Here is a 19162-nt window from a genome sequence, read left to right as displayed (position 1 = left end):
GGGGATGAGTCGTCGCGCAGGGGGGAGCCGCGGCTCACTGCCCCGCCACCAGCCGCGCCACCGCCCGCTCGAGGCGCGCCATGCCCTCGCGGATGTCCTCCTCGGGAATCACCAGCGACGGCGCCATGCGCAGCACGTTGGGCCCGGCGATCAGCGCCATCAGGCCCTCCTCGATGGCCAACGGCAGGATTTCCTTGGCGCGCCCCTCGTAGTCGGCGGACATCTGGGCACCCATCAGCATGCCCATGCCGCGGATCTCCTTGAACACGCCGTACTGGCGGTTGATCGCCTCGAGATGCTCGCGGAACAGATCATGGCGACGCTTCACGCCCTCGAGCACCTCGGGGGTGTCGATGTACTCCACGGCGGCCAGCGCCACGGCGGAGGCCAGGGCGTTGCCGCCGTAGGTGGAGCCGTGGGTGCCGATGGCCATGGCCGGGGCGATGGCGTCGGTGGTCAGCATGGCGCCCACCGGGAAACCGCCGCCCAGCGACTTGGCGCTGGTCAGCACATCTGGAGTCACGCCGTACTCCATGTAGGCGTAGAGCGAGCCGCTGCGGCCGACGCCGGTCTGCACCTCGTCGAAGATCAGCAGCGCCTGGTGCTCGTCGCACAGCGCGCGCAGGCCCTCGAGGAATTCCTGGGTAGCCGGCACGATGCCGCCCTCGCCCTGCATCGGCTCGACCATCACCGCGCAGGTGTCATCGCCCATCAGTTCGCGCACCGCCTCGAGGTCGTTGAACTCGGCGTGCAGGATGCCGCCCGGGATCGGCCCGAAGCCCTGGGAGTACTTGGGCTGGCCGCCGACGCTGACGGTGAAGAAGGTACGGCCGTGGAACGACTGGCGGAAGGAGATGATCTTGTCCTTGTGCTCGCCATGCTCGTTGTAGGCCCAGCGGCGCGCCAGCTTCAGCGCCGCCTCGTTGGCCTCGCCGCCGGAGGAGCACAGGAACACCTTGTCGGCGAAGGTGCGCTCGACCAGCGCCTGGGCGAGCTTCAGGGCCGGCTCGTTGGTGTAGACGTTGGCCAGGTGCCAGAGCTTGTTGGCCTGCTCGGTGAGGGCATCGACCAGCACCGGGTGGCAGTGGCCCAGGGCGTTGACGGCGATGCCGCCGGCGAAGTCGATGTACTCCTTGCCTTCCTGGTCCCACAGGCGGCTCCCCTCGCCGCGCACCGGGATCGCCTGCTGGGGGGCGTAGTTGGGCACCATGTACTGGTCGAAATCGGCGCGGGTCGGGGTCTGGCTCATGTGGCTCTCCATTTCTCGGAATGACGATATTTTCTATCACTCGAGTATAGGGAGAGCCGGGTCGGGAAGCTTTCAGCAATGGGACGGCGAGTTGTGTAAGAAGGCAGCCGGGGCCAGGACGGCCCCGGCGGGAGGATGTCGCGCCGCCGCGCGCTCGGACGGGCGCTATTCCCGCCCGACGGCCCGCTCAGGGGCCTGCGGCGACCGCCGGCGCCTGGCGCTGCTGGCGCCGGGAGAGCACGGCGAAGGTAGCGAGCATGATCACCACGCTGAGAAGCACCGTCAGGCTGCTCTCGGTGATGCCGGCGATGACGAACGAGACCAGGGCGATGGCCGCATTGGTCAGCGAGTAGGGCAGCTGGGTGCGCACGTGGTCGATATGATCGCAGCCGGCGCCGGTGGAGGCGAGAATCGTCGAATCGGAGATGGGCGAGCAGTGATCGCCGAAGATACCGCCGGAGAGCACGGCACCGATGCTGACCACCATGGGCGCGTCGAGGCCGATGGCCATGGGAATCGCCAGCGGCAGCATGATGGCGAAGGTGCCCCAGGAGCTGCCCGTGGCGAAGGACATCACCGCAGCCGAGAGGAAGATGATCGCCGGCACGATGAAGGCCGGGACGTTGCCCTCCATCAGCTCGACGATATAGGTGGCCGTGCCCATCTCGCCGAGCAGGGAGCCCAGCGCCCAGGCCAGCACCAGGATCAGCACCACGTTGACCATCTTCTGCATGCCGGCGATATAGGTGTCGAAGATCTCGCCCAGGCGCTTCACCTTGAAGCGGATCATCAGCGCGATCAGCACCACGGCGGCGAACAGGTAGCCGGTGCTCAGGGCGACCCGGAAGTCGCTGCCCGGCACGGATTCGAACGGGAAGCCGTAGGAGATCAGCAGGCCGAACAGGGTGACGAACAGCACCAGCAGCGGCAGCCAGATCAGCATGGGGTGGCTCTCGCCCGCCGCGCCGTCCGCCTGCGGCTCGATCGTGCGCAGCGGCTTGGACTCGGGCCAGCTGAGCGCCCCGGTGTCCCGCACGCGACGATCGGCGCGCTGCATCGCACCGAAGTCGATGCCCGCCAGGGCGACGACCGGCACCGCCAGCACCGTCAGGATGGCGTAGAACTGGAAGGGAATCGCCTGCACGAAGGTCGTGAACTCGGACGCGCCGATGTCGAGCCGCTGAAACTCCTCGCGGATCAGGCCCATCACGTAGACCCCCCAGCCGATGAAGGGAATCATGATCGCCACCGGCGAGGCGGTGGAGTCGAGGACCCAGGCGAGCTTTTCCCGCGACACCTTGACCTTATCGAAGAGCTTCTCGAAGACGGGGCCGACGATCAGCGGCGTGCCCATGTCCGAGAAGAAGATGATCAGGCCGCCGAGCCACGCCGAGACCTGCGTCTTCACCCGAGTATCGATGAGGTGCATGGTGCGCCGAGCGAGCGCCGCGCCGCCGCCCGAGTGCTCGACCAGCGATACGAAGCCGCCGATGAAGAGCAGCAGCACGATCACGGCGGCGTTGTAGCTGTCGGTGAGCTGGGGGGAGATGTAATCGCGAATCGTCCCGGTCGTGGCCGCGATGGGATTGCCCCCGGAGAGGATCATCAGCCCCGTGAAGATGCCGACGAACAGCGAGATGATGACGTTTCTGAACAGCACCGCCAGCACGATGGCCAGCAGGGGGGGAATGAGCGAGACGAAGCCCATGTGTTCCATCTGGATGATCCTTTTTTACTTGGTGTCGGTTGATACCCGTAGGCTGCGTGAAGCGCCGGCACAGGGACGCAGGCATCGAACGCTGCGCCTCGGCGAATCGTCTCGGCGGGGTCGCCCCGTGACATGTGACGGTGACGTGAGGACGAGGAAGGTTCAGCCGTCGTCGAGGATCCCGCAGCGTCCTGCCATGACGTGCCTGCCCGGCTGAAGCGGCGGCGATTTTAGCAAATTCGACTGCCTCGACAACGCTTCATCGAAGACGCCTGCCTCATCGCCGGATGGGGTAGGCTGAAGAGACCCATCCACCAGGAGTCCCTCATGTTCAACACCACGGCCTGGAACCGCATCCGCTATGGACTCTACGCGCCGGTCTACGACCTGGTGGCCGAGCGCGCCTTCCGCGAGGCGCGCCGCAGGGCCGTGGCGCAGGTAGACTGGCATCCCGGCATGCGTGTGCTGCTGGTCGGGGCCGGCACCGGGCTCGACCTGCCCTGGCTGCCCCGCGACATCGAGCTGCACGCCACCGATCTCGCGCCGGCCATGGTGCGGCGCCTCGAACGCCGCGCCGAGGGCCTCGGTCGCGATGTCCAGGCCGAGGTGATGGACGCCGAGCGGCTCGACTACCCCGACGATCACTTCGATGTGGTGGTAATGCACCTGATACTGGCGGTGATGCCCGACCCGGGGCGGGGGCTGGCCGAGGCCCGCCGGGTGCTGAAGGGCGACGGCCAGCTCTGCGTGATGGACAAGTTCCAGGCCGATGCGCGCCCGGCGAGCCTGCCCCGCCGCGGGCTCAACGCCCTCACCTCGGCCATCGCCACCGACATCACCCGCCAGGCCCGGCCGCTGCTGGAGAGCGCCGGCTTCGTGATCGAGCAGGACACCCCGGTGATGATGGGCACGCTGTTTCGCGCCCTGCTGGCCCGCCCCGCCTGATCAGACCGAGCGGCCGGCCCCATATGCTCGCCGCGGCGGCGGCGCCAGGGTGCACCAGACGCCGCCGATCACCACCAGGCTGCCGACCACCTGCACCGCGAGGATGGTGTCGCCGAGCCACCACCAGGCCCCCAGCATGGTGAACACCGGCAGCAGGTTCAGGTAGATCGCGGCGCGGGTCGGCCCGAGATCGCCCAGCGCACTGCTGTAGAGCAGCAGCGCCACCACAGAGGGGAAGATGCCGAGATAGCCAAGCCCGGCCCACTCGGCGGCGGAAAGGCGCGGCACCACCTGCCAGGCGCCCTCCCAGAGGGCGATGGGCATCAGCGTCAGGTTGGCGATGGCCAGCATCACCAAAAGCCCCCCATAGCGCGGAAAGCGCGCCATGTGCTGCTTGATCAGCAGCGAATAGCCCACCCAGACCAGCACCGCCAACCCCATGATCAGATCCCCCGGATTGATCCCGCCGGGCGAGAGCGTGGCGCCCTCCCCCGCGGTGATCACCACCACGGCCCCGGCCAGGGAGACCCCCACGCCGAGCCACTGCAGGGGACGGAAGCGCTCGCCCAGCAGCAGCACGCTGGCGAGCAGGGTCGCCACCGGTACCAGGCTCTCGAGGATGGCGACGTTGGTCGGCAAGGTGAACTTCAGCGCCGCGTAGATCAGCGCATTGAAGAAGGTCACCCCGGTGAGGGCGAGGCCCAGCAGCGGGCGCCAGTGGCGACGAAACACCGGCCAGTCCCGGCGCGCCTGGTGCCAGCCCAGCGGCAACACGACGAGCAGCGCGATGGCCACCCGGCCCAGCGAGATGGTGAAGGGCGGCAGGTCGCCAAGCGCCTTGCCGACCAGGATGTTGCCGGAAAAGATCATCACCACCAGCAGCAGGAAGAGGTGGGGGCGCAGCGCGCTCATGGTGCCTCCATGGCAGGAAAGGGTCAGGCCAGGCGTTCCTCGCGGGGCGTGATGCCGAAGTGATTGCGGTAGGCGGTGGAGAAGTGGGCCGCCGAGGAGAAGCCGGTCAGCAGGGCGATCTCGCCGGCGGGGTGGTCGCTCTCGCGCAGCAGGCGACGCGCCCGCTGCAGGCGCAGGTCCAGGTAGTAGCGGCTGGGCACCGCTTGCAGGTACTTCTTGAAGAGGCGCTCGAGCTGACGCCGCGAGATGCCCAGGTGCTCGGCCAGCTCGTGGGTGGTCAGCGGCTCCTCGATGTTGGCCTCCATCAGCGCCACCGCCTCGGCGAGGCTCTCAGGCGCATGGCTAAGCCGCGAGCGCAGCGGCATCTGCTGGGGCTCGTCGCCCATGCGGATGCGCTCCAGCACGAAGTGCTCGGAGATGCGCTCGGCGAGCCGCGGGCCGTGCTGGCTGCCGACCAGGGTCATCATCATGTCCATGGCGGCGGTGCCGCCGCCGCAGGTCAGGCGATCACGATCGATCTCGAAGAGCTGGCGCGAGAGGCGCACCTGGGGGAAGTCGTCGGCCACGGCGTCGAAGCGCTGCCAGGGCAGCGTGGCCCGGTAGCCGTCGAGCACCCCGGCCCGGGCCAGCACCTCGGTGCCGCCGCCGATGCCGCCCAGCAGCACCCCGGCGCCGGCGAGCCGGCGCAGCCAGTCGACCAGGGCCTCGGGGACACGACCGGCGAGCGGCCCGGGGGCGCACACCAGTAGCAGGTCCAGCGGCTCATCCACCTCGCCGATGCCGGCCTGGGGCATCAGCGCCTGCTGGGAGGCGCTCGCCACCGGGCCCGACGCGGTCGCGAAGGTGGTGAGTCGATAGAGCGGACGCCCTTCCAGCCGGTTGGCCACGAACAGCGGCTCGGTGGCGCAGGCCTCGGCCAGCAGGGAGAAGCCGGGCAGCACCACCACGCCGACATGCCGCGAAATCGACATGCTCGGTGAGGCCATCGAAGACTCGGGCATGGGGCGCTCTCGTTACGGGTGAAAGGTCACAGTCTATCCAATGACGACGCTCTCGACAGCCGTCCGGACGCGACGACGCCGGGCACGGGGCCCGGCGTCGCAGCGCGAGGAATGGCGAACGGTCAGCTGCCAAGGCCGATCACCAGCAGACCGATCACCACGGCGGCCACCGCCACGATCAGCACGATCAGCAGCCACGACATTCCCCCGGCGGGTTGCCTGGCCTCGGGCTGCTCCACGTCCGGCTCGGGGTGCTCGAAGTCCTCGGGCTGGCTCACTTCCTTGAGGTGCTGCAGCTCCTCTTCCGGCGTCTTGCTGTCGCGGGTATCCATGGCACGACTCCTTCGCTGGAGAACCGATCCCGCGACCTGCACATCTGACGCAAACGCGGGTCCTACAGGTTCACGACATCGAAGTCGGCGACCGGGTTCACCTCGGCGTCGTAATCCACGTCGTCGCGCTCGAAGCCGAACAGCTTCAGGAAGTCGTGCTTGTAGCCAGCGTAGTCGGTGATCTCGAAGAGGTTCTCGGTGGTCACCTGGGGCCACAGGTCCTGGCAGGCCTGCTGGACGTCGTCACGCAGCTCCCAATCGTCCAGGCGCAGGCGGCCGGCCTCGTCGGTCTCGGCGCTGCCGCCATAGAGTCGCTCGCCGAACAGGCGGTTGAGCTGATCGATGGTGCCCTCGTGCAGACCCTTCTCCTTCATCACGCGGTAGACCATGGCGATGTAGAGCGGCATGACCGGAATGGCCGCGCTGGCCTGGGTGACCACCGACTTGAGCACCGCCACGTTGGCGCCGCCGCCGGTGGCCGCGAGACGCTGGCCGATCTCGCCGGCAGCGCGATCCAGGTCTTCCTTGGCCTTGCCCAGCGCCCCGTGCCAGTAGATCGGCCAGGTGATCTCGGTGCCGATATAGCTGAAGGCCACGCTGCGCGCGCCCGGCGCCAGCACGCCGGCGCGGTCCAGAGCATCGATCCACAGCTCCCAGTCCTCGCCGCCCATCACCGCCCTAGTGTCCTCGATCTCCTGCTCGGTGGCGGGCTCGACCTCGGCCTCGATGATGGCGTCCTTGTTGGTGTCGATGGCGGTGGCGCGGTAGGTCTCGCCGATCGGCTTGAGGCTGGAGCGCTTGAGCTCGCCCGAGTCGGGCAGCTTGCGCACCGGCGAGGCCAGCGAGTAGACCACCAGGTCCACCTGACCCATGTCCTGCTGGATCAGCTCGATGGCCTTCTCGCGCGCCTCATGGGAGAAGGCGTCGCCGTTGATCGACTTGCTGTAGAGCCCTTCCTGCTTGGCGAACTTGTCGAAGGCCGCGCTGTTGTACCAGCCGGCGGTGCCGGGCTTCTTCTCGGTGCCGGGCTTCTCGAAGAACACGCCCAGGGTGTCGGCGCCGTAGCCGAAGGCCGCGGTGACGCGCGCCGCCAGGCCGTAGCCGCTGGAGGCACCGATCACCAGCACCTTCTTCGGGCCCTTGGCCTTGTCCAGGCCGCGGGCGCGAGTCGCCTCGATCTGCTCGAGCACGTTCTGCTCGCAGCCGACGGGATGAGTGGTGGTGCAGATGAAACCGCGGACCTTGGGCTTGATGATCACGACAGACCTCGTTTTTGCTGACGGACACGACGGCCTGACACGGCCGCCGGACTCGAATGAGTGGCACGAACGCATGAGCCGTGCCGGAGTGGGCCACATTCTAGCGGCAAGGGCGCCGGCTGTCCGCCCTTGAGGCCACTGCCCGGCTGGTGCAGGATTGCGAGCGTGGCCCGAGCGGCAAACCTGGCAGGAGAGAGTGGATGGATGCGCAGACCCTGGTCGATGAGCGCGGCGAGCTGTGGCTCGCGCTAGCCCCGCTGTGGCTGGAACGCGAGCCCCGCGAGACCGACTACGCGCGCATGATCGCCGAGATAGAGCGCCACGAGCTGAGCCTGCGCGACCTGGAGTGGATCTTTCGCCTGGAGCTCGCCCCGGTGATGGCCCGCCACCAGCTGTCGGTGGCCGGCGAGTGGCGCTCCTTCAACGACTATCAGCTGATGCAGCAGCTGGTGTCCCACAACCTGCGACTCAAGGGCTGGCGACGCAAGAGCTGGGCGCTGTTCTCGGGACTGACCACCATGATGACCCGCCATCGCTGGAACGAGCTGATCGGGCGGCTGATGGTCGAGCGCGGCGAGACGCCCTGAGCCCGTTCCGAAATCAGGGCTCGTCCAGCGCCTTCTCCAGCGCCTCGCGCAGCTCCGTCTCGCCGTCGCGGGGGGAGAAGCGGCGGATCACCCGGCCGTCGCGGCCGACCAGGAACTTGGTGAAGTTCCACTTGATCATGCCCGTGCCCAGCACCCCCGGCGCCTGGCGCTTGAGCTCGACGAAGAGGGGATGGGCGCCGTTGCCGTTGACGCGCACTTTCTCCATCAGCGGGAAGGAGACGCCGAACTCCTGCTCGGCGAAGCGGCTGAAGTCCAGTGCCGACTCCGGCGACTGGCGCGCAAACTGGTTGCAGGGGAAGGCCAGCACGGTGAAGCCGCGGTCGCGATAGCGCACGTAGAGGTGCTCGAGGTCGCGCAGCTGGGAGGTGAAGCCGCACTGGCTGGCCACGTTGACGATCAGCAGCACCTGACCCCGCAGGGCGCGGAGGTTGAAGGGCTGGCCGCTCTGGGTGCGGCATTCGTGGTCGTGAATGGTCATCAATCGGGCTCGCTCGTTGAGCCTCCTACGATGCCACGCCGGTTCCTGACGCGCCAGTCCCAGCCCCTCAGCCACTGGTTCCACTCATCTCAGCCTCGCCGCGGCCTCGGCAGGCGGCGGCGCACCTCGGCCACCCGCCGCGACAGACGCCGACGACACACGGCCCGCTCGGGCGCCTCGAGCGGGGCATAGGCGAGCCGCTCGAGGTCATGGGCGCAGTCGTTGAGGGCCCGGGCCGCCGCCCCGGCATGGGGCGCGATGCGCCGCAGGTGGGCGGCGGGCGACTCCCCGGGCACCGCCGCCAGCCCGCGACGGGCCAGCCAGGCCTGCAGGGCGCCGACCAGGCGTCGTTCGTCCCGCTGGAGCCGCCATCGCCCCACGCCCAGGCACGCCAGCAGCGCACCGCCCGCCGCCACGACCAGCACGGCTGCCAGGCCAAGCGTCGTTGCCAGCACGCCGCGCCCCGGCAGCCAATCATCCAGCCGCGCCCAGAGCTCGTGCCAGCCATCGCTCAGCCGCGCCAGCAGCGAGTGTCGCGACTCGCGCTGATAGCCGATCACCCCGCGCTGCCAGCGATACTCCAGCCGCTCCCAGCCCAGGCGCAGCCGGTTCGCCCAGCCCAGCTCGCGCAGGCGTAGCGCCGAGAAGCGGGCGTCGGCCAGGAAGGCCTCGGCCCCCTCCTCGACCGCCTGGGGGCCCTGCTCGATACGCTCCGGGGCGATCACCGCCGTGGGGTCCAGGCGCTGCCAGCCGCCCTCCCGCCAGACCTCCACCCAGGCGTGGGCATCGTAGTCGCGCACCGTGTAGTAACCGTCCGGATGGCGCTCACCACCCAAGAAGCCCGCCACCACTCGCGCCGGAATGCCCGCCATGCGGGCCATCACGGCGGCCGCCGAGGCGTAATGGCTGCAGTAGCCGGCCCGGCTGTCGAACAGGAAGTCATCGACGCGATCCTCGCCGACGAGACGCGGCGGCGAGAGCGTATAGCGGTAGGGGGCCTCGCCGAAGCGCGCCATCATCGCCGCGAGGTAGGCGTCCGGGTCGCCGCCGCTCTCGCGCCAGAGTCGCTCGACCAACGCCCGGGTGCGCGGGTTGGCCTCCACCGGCAGCAGGCGGTGCCAGCGCGACCCAGCGGGATCGGGATAGGCCGGCGCCGCGCCGCTGCTGTCGAGGCGCAGCAGGCCGCGGGAGCTCAGCGCGGCGAGCCCCTCCAGGGTGCCGTCGGCCAGGTAGCGCTGGGCCTGCCCGGTGGCGAGCGGGGCGCCCAGGGAGGGCCGCCAGGGGCGGCTGTCGGGCTCCAGCAGCAGCTCGGCACTGAAGCGCGCGGTCGCCGGCGCCTGCCAGGGGGAGCGCGCGCCCACCCCGACGAAGGCCTCGACGGGACGTTCCAGGGTCGCGGCCAGCTGCTCGGGGGTGGCCCGCGACCAGCGGATCCCGTCGAAGTGCGACAGGGTATAGACCCGCCAGTAGCGCTCGCCCGGAGCGGGCTCGGGGCCCTGGAAGCTTGCCCGGAAGGCGCGCCCGGCGCTGCGCGAGAGCTCGGCGATGTCGCCCGGGGCGATCTGATCGGAGAGCCCGGTGGAGGCCCGATCCAGTCGCGGCATGCTCCACAGCGGCCCCAGGCGCGGGAAGGTGACGAACAGCAGCGCCATCAGCGGCGCCGAGAGCACCAGCAGCCAGGCCATCTCGCGCCACGCCTGGCGACGGTCGCGGCCGCCGGCGAGCCGCACCAGCGACTGCAGCAGCCAGGCCACCGCCAGCAGCGCCCCGGCGGCCATCGGCAGGCCCTGATCGTGGAGGAAAGCCACGGCCGTGGCGATCAGGCCGATCATCACCACGACCCGGGCATCGCGTCGATCCTGGGTCTCGAGCAGCTTGAGCAGGTAGACGCCGAGCAGCAGGCCGATCAGGCCATCCATGCTGCCCAGCGTGCCGTACTGAGCGCGCAGCGCCAGCACCAGCCCACCCACGGCGGCGATCCTCCTCACCACGCCGACGCGGGGCAGGCCGCGACGCCACTGCAGCCACCGATAGCCGGCCACCGCCAGGGCCAGCGCCACGAGCCAGACGGGCATCCAGGCCAGGTGCAGCGCCAGCACCAGGCACTGGCCGATGAACAGCTGGCGCAGCAGGCCACCGTCCAGGCGCCGACCATCGGCGAACGGCGCCACGCTGTCGCTCAGGGCGTCTCGATGAGCGGCACGAGAAGCCGAGCGAGGATCGCTCATCGCGCGCCCTCCCCCGCCGGCAGACCGAAGCGCGCCAGGGCATCCAGCGCCCGGCGGCGCTGGCCGTCGCCCTCCCCCTGGGCCAGGGTCAGGCCCGGCAGCCGCAGGCCATAGCGCTCCCCGGCGCGATGGTGGGCGAGCACCCGACCACAAAGCAGCGACAGGCGCCGCTCCGGGTCGCCGCGACAGGCGTCGTAGTCGAGCCAGCGCTCATGGCGGGGCGGCGCGCTAAACTGCTTGGTGGCGAGCACCCCGCTGCGGCTCCACTGTTTCCAGGCCACCTGGCCGGGGCTGTCGCCGGGCTGGAAGCGGCGCAGCCCGGCGAAGTCACCGGCGTCCTCGTCCGCACCAGCCTGGCGCGCCGCCGGCGCCTCCTCCTCCAGCGGGTGGGGCCAGACCAGCAGCTCGGCGTCGTGGCTCACCCAGGCCACCACGCGCACCAGGCCCAGCGGCCAGCGCGTCTCGATGCGCAGCCAGGGCAGCGCCACGCTGCCGCGCCTGGGCGTCGGCAGGGCCAGTTCGGCCTCGCCGACGCCCTCGTCGATATCCAGCCAGGCGTGGGCGCCATCGCAGTGCAGCTCCAGGGCCGTGCGCGCCCGGCGGGCCCGCAGCACCGCGCGAAGGCGCGCCTCGCCGCCGGCGAAGGCCTCGCGGGGCAGGCGCAACCCAGGCGTGACGCCCAGCAGGTTGAGCCAGCCGCGCAGCAGCGCCACCACGCCGATACCGAACAGCCAGAAGGCCAGCACGTAGGCCAGGTTGTTCTGGTAGTTGATGCCGAACAGCAGCAGCACGACCACCAGGGTCGCCCAGCCCAGGCCGAAGCGGGTAGGAATCAGGAACAGCCGCCGCTGGGGCAGCGGCGCGTCGATCGGGGTGGCCAGGCGACTGCGCCACCAGCGGCGCAGCCGCTCACGGCGCGGTGCACGGGGCGCCACCCCGGCCGCCACGCTCACCCCATCACCGACACGCGGGTCAGCAGATGGCGCGCCAGGGCCTCGCCCTCCTCGCGCGGCCCGTTGCTGAGCCGGTGCCCCGCCACCGGGGCCCACACCGCCTGGACGTCCTCGGGCAGCACGTGGTCGCGCCCCTCGAGCAGCGCCCAGCCCCGCGCCGCCTGCAGCAGGGCCAGCACGCCGCGGGTGGAGAGCCCCCAGGCGAACTCGGGATGCTCGCGGCTGGCCGCGGCCAGCGCCTGCACGTAGTCGAGCAGCGCCTCGGCCACGTGGATGCGATCCAGCCGCGCCTGCCAGGCCCGCAGCCGCTCGGCGTCGAGCAGCACCGGCAGCGAGGCGAGCCGCGCCCGCCCGGCCTGGCCGCGCAGGATCTCGCGCTCAGCCCGCGGGTCCGGATAGCCCAGCGAGAGGCGCATCAGGAAGCGGTCGAGCTGCGATTCCGGCAGAGCGAAGGTGCCGGCCTGCTCCTGGGGGTTCTGGGTCGCGATGACGAAGAAGGGATCCGGCAGCGAGCGGGTCTCGCCCTCCACGCTCACCCGCCCCTCCTCCATGGCCTCGAGCAGCGCGCTCTGGGCCTTGGGGGTCGCACGGTTGATCTCGTCGGCGAGCACCAGGCCATGGAAGATCGGCCCGGGATGGAAGCGGAAGCTGCCCTCGCGCGGGTCGAAGACCGAGACGCCGAGCACGTCGGCGGGCAGCAGGTCGCTGGTGAACTGCAGGCGCTGCATGTCGAGCCCGGCGACCCGCGCCAGGGCCTGGGCCAGCGTGGTCTTGCCAAGACCGGGCAGGTCCTCGATCAGCAGGTGGCCCCGGGCCAGCAGGCAGCAGAGGGCCAGGCGCACCTCCCGGGGCTTGCCGAGCACCACCCCCTCGAGGGCGGCGAGCAGGGCGTCCAGGTCATCCAGCTGAGCGGGTCGGTTCATGGCCTGGCCTTGAGCTTGGGCTTGATCTTGAGTTCTAGTTCGCCGGCGGCCCGCAGGGCCTCGACCGCCTGGCGGGTATCCGGGGTGATGCCCTCCAGGGCCAGGGCCTCGTCGGGCGCCAGCCAGAAGGCGTCGGCCACCTCCTCGGCCTGCAGGGTCAGCGGCCCGTCGTGATCGACCAGGAAGACGCTGCCGAAGATATGGTTACCGCGCTCGGCATGCACGAACTCCAGGGCGTGGCGCAGCGGCACGCCGCGGATGCCCAGCTCCTCGGCCAGCTCGCGGCGCGCCGCCACGTGCACCGCCTCGCCGGCCCCCACCACCCCGCCGGCGGCCAGGTCCAGGCCGCCCGGGAAGACCTCCTTGGTCAGGGTGCGGCGCTGCACGCAGAGCTCGCCGCGGGCGTTGCGCACCACGATATAGGTGGCCCGGTGCCAGAAACGAAAGCGCCGCATGGCGGCCCGCGGCGCGCTGCCGCAGGGGCGGTTGCGGGTATCCACCAGCTGGATCTGCTCATCGGCGATGAACGGCTCGGGCGGCGCGTCGGCCTGGGTGGGTTGCACGGTCATGGGGGACTCCAGTGAAATTGCCTTCAGCCTAACCAGTCGCGGCACAAGCGTCACGCCACGCGTTGACCGCCCACGGGGCGCCGACCATGCTCAGGGAAGGCCCCATTCGCGGAGCTCGACCATGTCCGACGCCACCGCCCGCAGCCGCCTCGCGACCCACACGGTGACCAACCAGCCCGCCCCACAGAGCGCGCGCGACCTGCTCGCGGAGGACGCCCCGCTGTGCGAGGCGCTGGTCCGCGAGGCGCCGGACTGGGTGGCCAGAAATCTCGCGCCCCTGGGCCGCGAGGCCGGCAGCGCCGAGGTCCAGGCGCTGGGCGAGGCCGCCAACCGCTACCCGCCGGAGCTGCGCCTGTTCGACCGCCACGGCCGGCGGCTCGACGAGGTGAGCTACCACCCGGCCTACCACGCGCTGATGCATCTCGCCATCGACCGGGGCGTCCACGCCGTGGCCTGGCAGGAGGAGGGGCGCGGCGGCCACCAGGCCCACGTCGCCGCCCTCTACCTGCTGACCCAGGCCGAGCCCGGGTTCTGCTGCCCGATCACCATGACCCACGCCGCCATGCCGGTACTGCGTCAGTCACCCGCCGTCGAGGCCCGCTGGGCGCCGGGCCTGCTGGCCTGGGACTACGACCCCCGCGTCCTGCCAGCCACCGAGAAGAGCGGCCTGACCTTTGGCATGGCGATGACCGAGAAGCAGGGCGGCAGCGACGTGCGGGCTAATTCCACGCGAGCCGACCCCCTCGCCCACTCCAAGCGAGCCGCCCCCCTCGCCACCACGCGCGCCGAACCCCACTCGACCTCGAGGGATGACGGCTGGTGCCTGACGGGTCACAAATGGTTCTGCAGCGCCCCGATGTCCGATGCCTTCCTGACCCTCGCCCAGACCGACGAGGGCCTCTCGTGCTTTCTGGTGCCGCGCTTCACGCCAGACGGTGAGCGCAATGCCATCGAGCTGCAGCGCCTCAAGGAGAAGTGCGGCAACCGCGCCAATGCCTCGGCGGAGATCGAGTACCGCGGCGCCTGGGCCGAGGCGGTCGGCGAGCCCGGGCGCGGCATCGCTACCATCCTCGAGATGGTCCAGCAGACCCGGCTCGATGCCGCCACTGCCCCGGTGGGCATGATGCGCCAGGCGCTGGTGGAGGCCTGGCGGCACGTGCGCGAGCGGCACGCCTTCGGCCGTGCCCTGGCCGAGCAGCCGCTGATGCAGGTGCTGCTGGCCGACATGGCCGTGGAGGTGGAGGCCGGCCTGGCCCTCTCGCTGCGCGCCGCCCGGGCCTTCGATGGCGCGGCCCGCGGCGAGGCGTCGGAGGCCGCCCTGGCCCGACTGCTGCCCACTCTGGCCAAGTACTGGCACAACAAGCGCACGCCCGCCTTCATGGCCGAGGCCATGGAGTGTCTCGGCGGCATCGGCTACGTGGAGGAGACGCCGCTCGCCCGGCTCTATCGCGAGGCGCCGGTCAACTCGATCTGGGAGGGCTCGGGGAACGTGATCTGCCTGGACCTGCTGCGGGTGCTGGCCCGCCATCCGGCGTCGCTTGAGGCGGTGCGCGAGGAAGTCGTCGCCGCTCGCGGTCGCCAGGCCGACCTCGACCGCGCCTGGACGAACCTGGAGGCGGAGCTTGGCGCAGCGCCGGACACGCTCGAGCCGCGTGCCCGCTGGCTGGCCCAGCGCCTCGCCCAGTGTCTGCAAGGGGCGCTGCTGCTGCGCCATGGCCCGCCGGCGGTGGCCGAGACCTTCTGCCGCTCGCGGCTGGGGAGCGAGGCCGGCCCGGCCTACGGCGTGCTGCCCGGCGACGCCCCGCTGGCGGCGCTGCTGGCGCGGATCGGCGACTGAGCGCCGGCCAGCGCCAGGATATCCGCGGCGGGCATCGGCCGCCCCAGGCCGAAGCCCTGGGCGTGGGTGCAGCCAAAGCGCTCCAGGGTCGGCAGGCAGGCGAGATCCTCGATCCCCTCGGCCACCACCCGGATGCCCAGCCGGCGCCCGAGCAGCGCCACCGCCTCGACGATGGCGGCATCCTGGGAATCCTCGAGCAGGCGGCTGACGAAGCTGCGATCGACCTTGAGCTCGCTGATCGGCAGCAGCTGCAGCCGCGCCAGCGACGAGAAGCCCACCCCGAAGTCATCCACCGAGACCTCCAGGCCGCTCAGGTGCAGCCGGGCCGCGACCTCGCTGCCGAGCAGCTCGTCCTCCATGGCCGCGGTCTCGGTGATCTCCAGCACCACCGGCGACTCGCCCAGCGTGCGGCGCCCCTCGCTGACCAGCGATAGCAGCTCCGGGCACATCAGATCATCGGCGGTGACGTTGACCGAGAGCGACAGGGAAAGCCCGGCCTGGCGCCAGCGGTGGGCGTCCTCGAGGGCGAGCTGCAGCACGCGGCGGGTCAGGTGGCGGTTCTGGTCGGGCGTCAGCAGGGGCAGGAAGCGGCCGGGCACCAGCAGGCCCGCCACGGGGTGGGCCCAGCGCACCAGCGCCTCGACGCCGCTCAGGCGACCGGTGGAGAGCTCGAACTGAGGCTGATAGTGGAGCGTGATCTCCTGGCGGGCGAAGGCGCGGTCCAGCTCCTCGAGGCGACATGGATGGAGCGCATCCGGCTCATCGTCCGGGGCGTCGTCCTCAAGTCGCTGGCGCAGCTCGGCGAGGCGCATCGGCTTGTCCAGGGAGAGCAGCATCGAAAGCCCCAGGGCCTGGCCCAGCCGCTCGGCGATGCGCACGATCTTGCGCTCGACCCCGCTGAGCAGCAGCACCCGGCCGCGGTAGCCGCACTCGGCGAGCCGGCGCAGCATGGAGAAGCCATCGTGCTGGCCGAACTCGAGGGCCATGATGACCAGGTGCGGGCGGCGCGCCACGACCTCACCGATCAGGTGCTGGCCCTGGCGACAGTAGCGAGATTCCATTCCCAGAGTACGCAGCTGCAAGGAGAGCGTGGCGGCGGCATCGGGGTCCTCCTCGAGCACCACGGCCAGCCGCGAGGCCTGCATTGTCAGATCGTTCATCCAGGATGATTCCGGCCAGAAGACTCGCTTTCAGCCTATCAGCAAAACGCCTGACTCACCGGTTCGAGAAGCGTCATGCCAATCAACGCTGGGATTCCATCGTGATAATGAGCCAGGAGGCTCAGACGAACGGATCAGCCGAGCGGCCCCGCCACCACCCTCAGCGCCAACGCCAGCAGCAGCACCCCGGTGAGGCGGTTGAGCCAGTGGGCGCGCGCCTGCAGCCACGGCAGCACCCGCGAGTGCGACAGGCCCACCGCCACCAGCACGTACCAGCCGGCATCGATGACCATCGCCGTGCCCACCACCAGCGCCTTGGCCGCGAGACTCATCTCCGGGGTGACGAACTGGCTGAGCAGCGCGATGAAGAAGAGCATCAGCTTGGGGTTGCCCAGGGCCACCAGCATGCCCTCGCGGGCGGCCTGGCGGCGGCTGGTGGCGCTTCCCGTGGCGCTCAGGGCACCCGCCCGGCCGGCTCTCAGGGCCTGGATGCCGAGCCATGCCAGGTAGGCGGCCCCCGCCCAGGTGATCACCTGGAACAGCGTCGGCAGGCGCACGATCACCGCGCCCAGCCCCCACACCGTCAACAGCGCATAGAGGCCCACGCCCAGGGCATGGGCGAGCGCCGCCGAGACGCCCGGCATGCGCCCGCCGCCCAGGGTGTGGCGCAGCACCATGGCCAGGCTCGGGCCGGGCGACATGGCGCCCATGGCGCAGACCGCGGCCAGTGACAGCCATAACGAAAAGGGCATGTACCGCCTCCTGAATCCCGGGCATTACTGTGGTTCACGGCTATTCTCGCTGGTCACATAGCCGCAGAACCTAGCGTCAATAGTTAGGGAACAGTGTTTACAAACACTGTTTTTATACTAGCCTGAGCGAATAGGGAATCATGTAGCCGCAGACTCGATTCCCGCTCCCGCTGGCACGGGCGGCAAGACCCTCACCTGCACATACCGTCAAGCATCCTGAGCCAGCGCCCTTACAAGAGACTTTGAGGTGAGACTGCCGTCATGACAATCGCCATAGCCACCCCGCTCGCATCCAGCTGGCAGCACGTCCATGCCGACTGGTGGCAGGACGCTCAAGGCAACGACATCCATCTTGTCGAGATCGATGGCGACGCACTCTACCACTGCCACCACGCCGGATCGCCGCTGCCCTGGGATGCGGTGGCCACCAGCCTGGGCGAGGCCATGGCGATCGCCTCGAGGCCCCCGGAATACCGGTGCACAACGCCGTGATGCTCTGCAAGGTGAGGTAGCCGGCCCGAGTGATCTACTGAACTTGAACAGCGGCGGGAGATGCACGACAGGCGCCTACCGGTGAAACTGGCCTTCCCGCTCGGGCTGCCAGAGGATGGCGTCGATGCGCAGTCGCGACTCGCGGCCGCCCGGCAGTGGCCAGACGATAGTATCGCCGATGCGCAGGCCCAGCAGGGCCGCCCCGACCGGCGCCATCACCGAGATGCCGTCCTCGGTGGTGCTCAGCGCATGGGGATACACCAGGGTGCGGATGATCTGGCGGTCGCGGTCTAGGTCGGTGAACTGCACCTGGCTGCACATGCTGACCACGTCCTCGGGCACGTCCTTCGGGTCGACCACCTCGCCGCGCGCCAGCTCCTCCTCGAGGGCCTCGGCCACCGCCAGGGTGTCGTCGTCGGCATCGTCGATGAGCCGCTGCAGCCGCTCGGCATCGAGCCGGTTGATGATAAGGGGGGGACGCGTCGTCATAAGGCCTCCTGGACAACGTCAACGCTGATTACACGCTTACGGGGTTGCCAACGAAAACAGTCCTCCACCGACGATAGGGCGAAGGACTGTGAGCCAACTACTCTACGCCATCCGAACAGCCGGCAACAGTCCTCGGCGACAGCGCCACGGGAAGACTGCAGCCAAGGCGATCAGGCAGTTACACTGCGGGAACACCCGCACGGAGACATCCTGATGTCGGTTCGCACCCTGGCCATCGCCCTGCTGATCGCGGGCGCCCTGCTGCCGATCATCGGCTGGCAGACCGAGAGCCCCGTTGGCTTCGTCGGCCCCGCCCTGCTGCTGCTCGGCGGCCTGCTGCTGTGGACACGCAAGCGCCATGGCCGGTGAGGCCACCGACCCCGAGCCCGAGACCACCCGGGGCGACCTCGGCCGGCTGCTGGCGCGGGTTCAGGGGGCCGGGCGCCACGCCGAGAGCGTCAGCCTCGAGGCGATCCTCGATAGCCTCGGCCAGCGCTCCTTCGCCCCTTTCCTGCTGGTGGCGGGGCTCGTCACCCTGGCACCGCTGATCGGCGACATCCCCGGCGTGCCCACCCTGATGGCGGCGCTGGTGGTGCTGGCCGCCGTGCAGCTGCTGGCCGGGCGGGAGCATATCTGGCTGCCGAACTGGCTGCTGCGGCGCCGTGTCTCCCGGGCGCGCTTCGTCGCGGTCATCCGCTGGATGCAGCGACCGGCGCACTGGATCGACCGCCTGCTCAAGCCGCGCCTGACGCTGCTCACCCGCCCGCCGGCGCACCTCCCCGTGGCCCTGACCTGCCTGCTGATCGCCCTGGCCATGCCGCCCATGGAGGTGGTGCCCTTCACCGCCAGCGGCGCGGGGCTCGCCCTGACCCTGTTCGCCCTGGCGCTGCTCGCCCACGACGGCCTGATGGCCCTACTAGGCTATTTCCTGACCTTCGGCACCTTGACCATGGTGATCATCGGCCTGGCCTGAGGCACTCGGGCTGCTCAGCTACGGGCTCTAATCCCTGATCAACGCCGGCTTCCGGGATACCAGCGTCGACTGATCGGGCACGCGGAAACGCCACGCTTGATGGAAAGCGCAGGAATCGAAAGATCGAGATGGATGGTGCTGGTGAGGCGCCACTGAGGGCGGGATGGTGCTGGTACCGGCGGTCGGACTCGAACCGACAAGAGGTTGCCCTCGGCGGATTTTGAATCCGCTGCGTCTACCAATTCCGCCACGCCGGCAACGCGGGAAGCATTATACGTGGGCGCCGGGGGAGGT

Annotated in this window: 20 protein-coding genes and 1 tRNA gene; 6 read left to right on the top strand and 15 right to left on the bottom strand. The window is 70.1% G+C overall.

Going from position 1 to position 19162, the window contains the following annotated elements:
- Positions 1–34: 34 nt before the first annotated feature.
- Together ABE957_RS07570 and ABE957_RS07565 are read right to left on the bottom strand one after the other, a co-directional pair.
- Complete coding sequence (locus ABE957_RS07570; protein ID WP_349758061.1) at positions 35–1249, bottom strand: aspartate aminotransferase family protein; 1215 nt, start codon at positions 1247–1249, stop codon at positions 35–37.
- Between the two features lie 187 nt (positions 1250–1436).
- Positions 1437–2966, bottom strand: a complete 1530-nt coding sequence (locus ABE957_RS07565) for a Na+/H+ antiporter NhaC family protein (RefSeq protein ID WP_349758060.1) — start codon at positions 2964–2966, stop codon at positions 1437–1439.
- 318 nt (positions 2967–3284) lie between these two features.
- Here ABE957_RS07565 and ABE957_RS07560 point away from each other — a divergent pair, with 318 nt between their 5' ends.
- Complete coding sequence (locus tag ABE957_RS07560) at positions 3285–3902, top strand: class I SAM-dependent methyltransferase (protein WP_349758059.1); 618 nt, start codon at positions 3285–3287, stop codon at positions 3900–3902.
- Here ABE957_RS07560 and ABE957_RS07555 read toward each other — a convergent pair whose 3' ends face one another.
- The 4 genes from ABE957_RS07555 to fabV all read right to left on the bottom strand — a co-directional run bounded on the left by ABE957_RS07555 (position 3903) and on the right by fabV (position 7406).
- Positions 3903–4814 (bottom strand): DMT family transporter, encoded by a 912-nt coding sequence (locus ABE957_RS07555; RefSeq protein WP_349758058.1) that lies wholly within the window; start codon positions 4812–4814, stop codon positions 3903–3905. It lies immediately after the preceding gene.
- A gap of 23 nt (positions 4815–4837) precedes the next feature.
- A complete protein-coding gene (locus tag ABE957_RS07550; protein WP_349758057.1) occupies positions 4838–5815 on the bottom strand; it encodes a GlxA family transcriptional regulator in 978 nt (325 codons plus the stop codon).
- A gap of 122 nt (positions 5816–5937) precedes the next feature.
- Positions 5938–6147 carry a hypothetical protein gene (locus ABE957_RS07545; protein WP_349758056.1) on the bottom strand — a complete coding sequence of 70 codons (210 nt, stop codon included), beginning with the start codon at positions 6145–6147 and terminating at the stop codon, positions 5938–5940.
- Between the two features lie 62 nt (positions 6148–6209).
- Positions 6210–7406, bottom strand: coding sequence for an enoyl-ACP reductase FabV (fabV, locus tag ABE957_RS07540; RefSeq protein WP_349758055.1), 1197 nt, complete (start codon positions 7404–7406; stop codon positions 6210–6212).
- A 200-nt stretch (positions 7407–7606) separates the two neighbouring features.
- Between fabV and ABE957_RS07535 the strand changes: the two genes are divergently transcribed.
- Positions 7607–7993, top strand: a complete 387-nt coding sequence (locus ABE957_RS07535; protein ID WP_349758054.1) for a DUF7079 family protein — start codon at positions 7607–7609, stop codon at positions 7991–7993.
- A gap of 13 nt (positions 7994–8006) precedes the next feature.
- On the opposite strand, the gene ABE957_RS07530 is transcribed toward ABE957_RS07535, so the two are convergent.
- The 5 genes from ABE957_RS07530 to ABE957_RS07510 all read right to left on the bottom strand — a co-directional run bounded on the left by ABE957_RS07530 (position 8007) and on the right by ABE957_RS07510 (position 13165).
- Positions 8007–8492: a glutathione peroxidase gene (locus tag ABE957_RS07530; protein ID WP_108445472.1), complete on the bottom strand. Its 486-nt coding sequence runs from the start codon at positions 8490–8492 to the stop codon at positions 8007–8009.
- A gap of 89 nt (positions 8493–8581) precedes the next feature.
- Positions 8582–10720 (bottom strand): transglutaminase TgpA family protein, encoded by a 2139-nt coding sequence (locus tag ABE957_RS07525; RefSeq protein ID WP_349758053.1) that lies wholly within the window; start codon positions 10718–10720, stop codon positions 8582–8584.
- Positions 10717–11655 (bottom strand): DUF58 domain-containing protein, encoded by a 939-nt coding sequence (locus ABE957_RS07520; RefSeq protein ID WP_349758052.1) that lies wholly within the window; start codon positions 11653–11655, stop codon positions 10717–10719. The genes ABE957_RS07525 and ABE957_RS07520 overlap by 4 nt, the downstream gene beginning before the upstream one ends.
- 14 nt (positions 11656–11669) lie before the next feature.
- Positions 11670–12596: an AAA family ATPase gene (locus ABE957_RS07515; protein WP_349758051.1), complete on the bottom strand. Its 927-nt coding sequence runs from the start codon at positions 12594–12596 to the stop codon at positions 11670–11672.
- Positions 12593–13165 (bottom strand): NUDIX hydrolase, encoded by a 573-nt coding sequence (locus ABE957_RS07510; protein WP_349758050.1) that lies wholly within the window; start codon positions 13163–13165, stop codon positions 12593–12595. Before ABE957_RS07510 ends, ABE957_RS07515 begins: the two co-directional genes overlap by 4 nt.
- Positions 13166–13286: 121 nt before the next feature.
- Here ABE957_RS07510 and ABE957_RS07505 point away from each other — a divergent pair, with 121 nt between their 5' ends.
- Positions 13287–15002: an acyl-CoA dehydrogenase family protein gene (locus ABE957_RS07505; RefSeq protein WP_349758049.1), complete on the top strand. Its 1716-nt coding sequence runs from the start codon at positions 13287–13289 to the stop codon at positions 15000–15002.
- Here ABE957_RS07505 and ABE957_RS07500 read toward each other — a convergent pair.
- Together ABE957_RS07500 and ABE957_RS07495 are read right to left on the bottom strand one after the other, a co-directional pair.
- The gene (locus tag ABE957_RS07500) at positions 14942–16162 is read right to left on the bottom strand and encodes an EAL domain-containing response regulator (protein ID WP_349758048.1); all 1221 of its coding nucleotides are present in this window, start codon (positions 16160–16162) and stop codon (positions 14942–14944) included. The two genes, ABE957_RS07505 and ABE957_RS07500, sit on opposite strands and share 61 nt — an antisense overlap.
- A gap of 134 nt (positions 16163–16296) precedes the next feature.
- Positions 16297–16914 (bottom strand): LysE family translocator, encoded by a 618-nt coding sequence (locus ABE957_RS07495; RefSeq protein ID WP_349758047.1) that lies wholly within the window; start codon positions 16912–16914, stop codon positions 16297–16299.
- A 261-nt stretch (positions 16915–17175) separates the two neighbouring features.
- Here ABE957_RS07495 and ABE957_RS07490 point away from each other — a divergent pair, with 261 nt between their 5' ends.
- Positions 17176–17406, top strand: coding sequence for a hypothetical protein (locus ABE957_RS07490; RefSeq protein WP_349758046.1), 231 nt, complete (start codon positions 17176–17178; stop codon positions 17404–17406).
- A 75-nt stretch (positions 17407–17481) separates the two neighbouring features.
- Here ABE957_RS07490 and rnk read toward each other — a convergent pair whose 3' ends face one another.
- Positions 17482–17895 (bottom strand): nucleoside diphosphate kinase regulator, encoded by a 414-nt coding sequence (gene rnk, locus ABE957_RS07485; RefSeq protein ID WP_349758045.1) that lies wholly within the window; start codon positions 17893–17895, stop codon positions 17482–17484.
- Positions 17896–18108: 213 nt separating this feature from the next.
- On the opposite strand from rnk, the gene ABE957_RS07480 reads away from it, so the two are divergent.
- Together ABE957_RS07480 and ABE957_RS07475 are read left to right on the top strand one after the other, a co-directional pair.
- The gene (locus ABE957_RS07480; protein ID WP_349758044.1) at positions 18109–18264 is read left to right on the top strand and encodes a hypothetical protein; all 156 of its coding nucleotides are present in this window, start codon (positions 18109–18111) and stop codon (positions 18262–18264) included.
- The gene (locus tag ABE957_RS07475; RefSeq protein ID WP_349758043.1) at positions 18254–18868 is read left to right on the top strand and encodes an exopolysaccharide biosynthesis protein; all 615 of its coding nucleotides are present in this window, start codon (positions 18254–18256) and stop codon (positions 18866–18868) included. Before ABE957_RS07480 ends, ABE957_RS07475 begins: the two co-directional genes overlap by 11 nt.
- A gap of 170 nt (positions 18869–19038) precedes the next feature.
- Here the strand turns inward: ABE957_RS07475 and ABE957_RS07470 are convergent.
- A tRNA-Leu gene (locus tag ABE957_RS07470) sits at positions 19039–19125 on the bottom strand.
- Between the last annotated feature and the right edge of the window lie 37 nt (positions 19126–19162).

The organism is Halomonas pelophila, assembly GCF_040196315.1.
In the GTDB taxonomy this organism is placed as follows: domain Bacteria; phylum Pseudomonadota; class Gammaproteobacteria; order Pseudomonadales; family Halomonadaceae; genus Halomonas; species Halomonas pelophila.
This window is presented reverse-complemented; position numbering and strand designations above follow the sequence as displayed.

Bases quoted from the DNA above. Each gene is read 5' to 3' on its own strand.
- ABE957_RS07570 (WP_349758061.1), bottom strand. From the start codon at position 1,249: ATGAGCCAGACCCCGACCCGCGCCGATTTCGACCAGTACATGGTGCCC.
- ABE957_RS07565 (WP_349758060.1), bottom strand. From the start codon at position 2,966: ATGGAACACATGGGCTTCGTCTCGCTCATTCCCCCCCTGCTGGCCATC.
- ABE957_RS07560 (WP_349758059.1), top strand. From the start codon at position 3,285: ATGTTCAACACCACGGCCTGGAACCGCATCCGCTATGGACTCTACGCG.
- ABE957_RS07555 (WP_349758058.1), bottom strand. From the start codon at position 4,814: ATGAGCGCGCTGCGCCCCCACCTCTTCCTGCTGCTGGTGGTGATGATC.
- ABE957_RS07550 (WP_349758057.1), bottom strand. From the start codon at position 5,815: ATGCCCGAGTCTTCGATGGCCTCACCGAGCATGTCGATTTCGCGGCAT.
- ABE957_RS07545 (WP_349758056.1), bottom strand. From the start codon at position 6,147: ATGGATACCCGCGACAGCAAGACGCCGGAAGAGGAGCTGCAGCACCTC.
- ABE957_RS07535 (WP_349758054.1), top strand. From the start codon at position 7,607: ATGGATGCGCAGACCCTGGTCGATGAGCGCGGCGAGCTGTGGCTCGCG.
- ABE957_RS07530 (WP_108445472.1), bottom strand. From the start codon at position 8,492: ATGACCATTCACGACCACGAATGCCGCACCCAGAGCGGCCAGCCCTTC.
- ABE957_RS07525 (WP_349758053.1), bottom strand. From the start codon at position 10,720: ATGAGCGATCCTCGCTCGGCTTCTCGTGCCGCTCATCGAGACGCCCTG.
- ABE957_RS07515 (WP_349758051.1), bottom strand. From the start codon at position 12,596: ATGAACCGACCCGCTCAGCTGGATGACCTGGACGCCCTGCTCGCCGCC.
- ABE957_RS07510 (WP_349758050.1), bottom strand. From the start codon at position 13,165: ATGACCGTGCAACCCACCCAGGCCGACGCGCCGCCCGAGCCGTTCATC.
- ABE957_RS07505 (WP_349758049.1), top strand. From the start codon at position 13,287: ATGTCCGACGCCACCGCCCGCAGCCGCCTCGCGACCCACACGGTGACC.
- ABE957_RS07500 (WP_349758048.1), bottom strand. From the start codon at position 16,162: ATGAACGATCTGACAATGCAGGCCTCGCGGCTGGCCGTGGTGCTCGAG.
- ABE957_RS07495 (WP_349758047.1), bottom strand. From the start codon at position 16,914: ATGCCCTTTTCGTTATGGCTGTCACTGGCCGCGGTCTGCGCCATGGGC.
- ABE957_RS07490 (WP_349758046.1), top strand. From the start codon at position 17,176: ATGACAATCGCCATAGCCACCCCGCTCGCATCCAGCTGGCAGCACGTC.
- rnk (WP_349758045.1), bottom strand. From the start codon at position 17,895: ATGACGACGCGTCCCCCCCTTATCATCAACCGGCTCGATGCCGAGCGG.
- ABE957_RS07480 (WP_349758044.1), top strand. From the start codon at position 18,109: ATGTCGGTTCGCACCCTGGCCATCGCCCTGCTGATCGCGGGCGCCCTG.
- ABE957_RS07475 (WP_349758043.1), top strand. From the start codon at position 18,254: ATGGCCGGTGAGGCCACCGACCCCGAGCCCGAGACCACCCGGGGCGAC.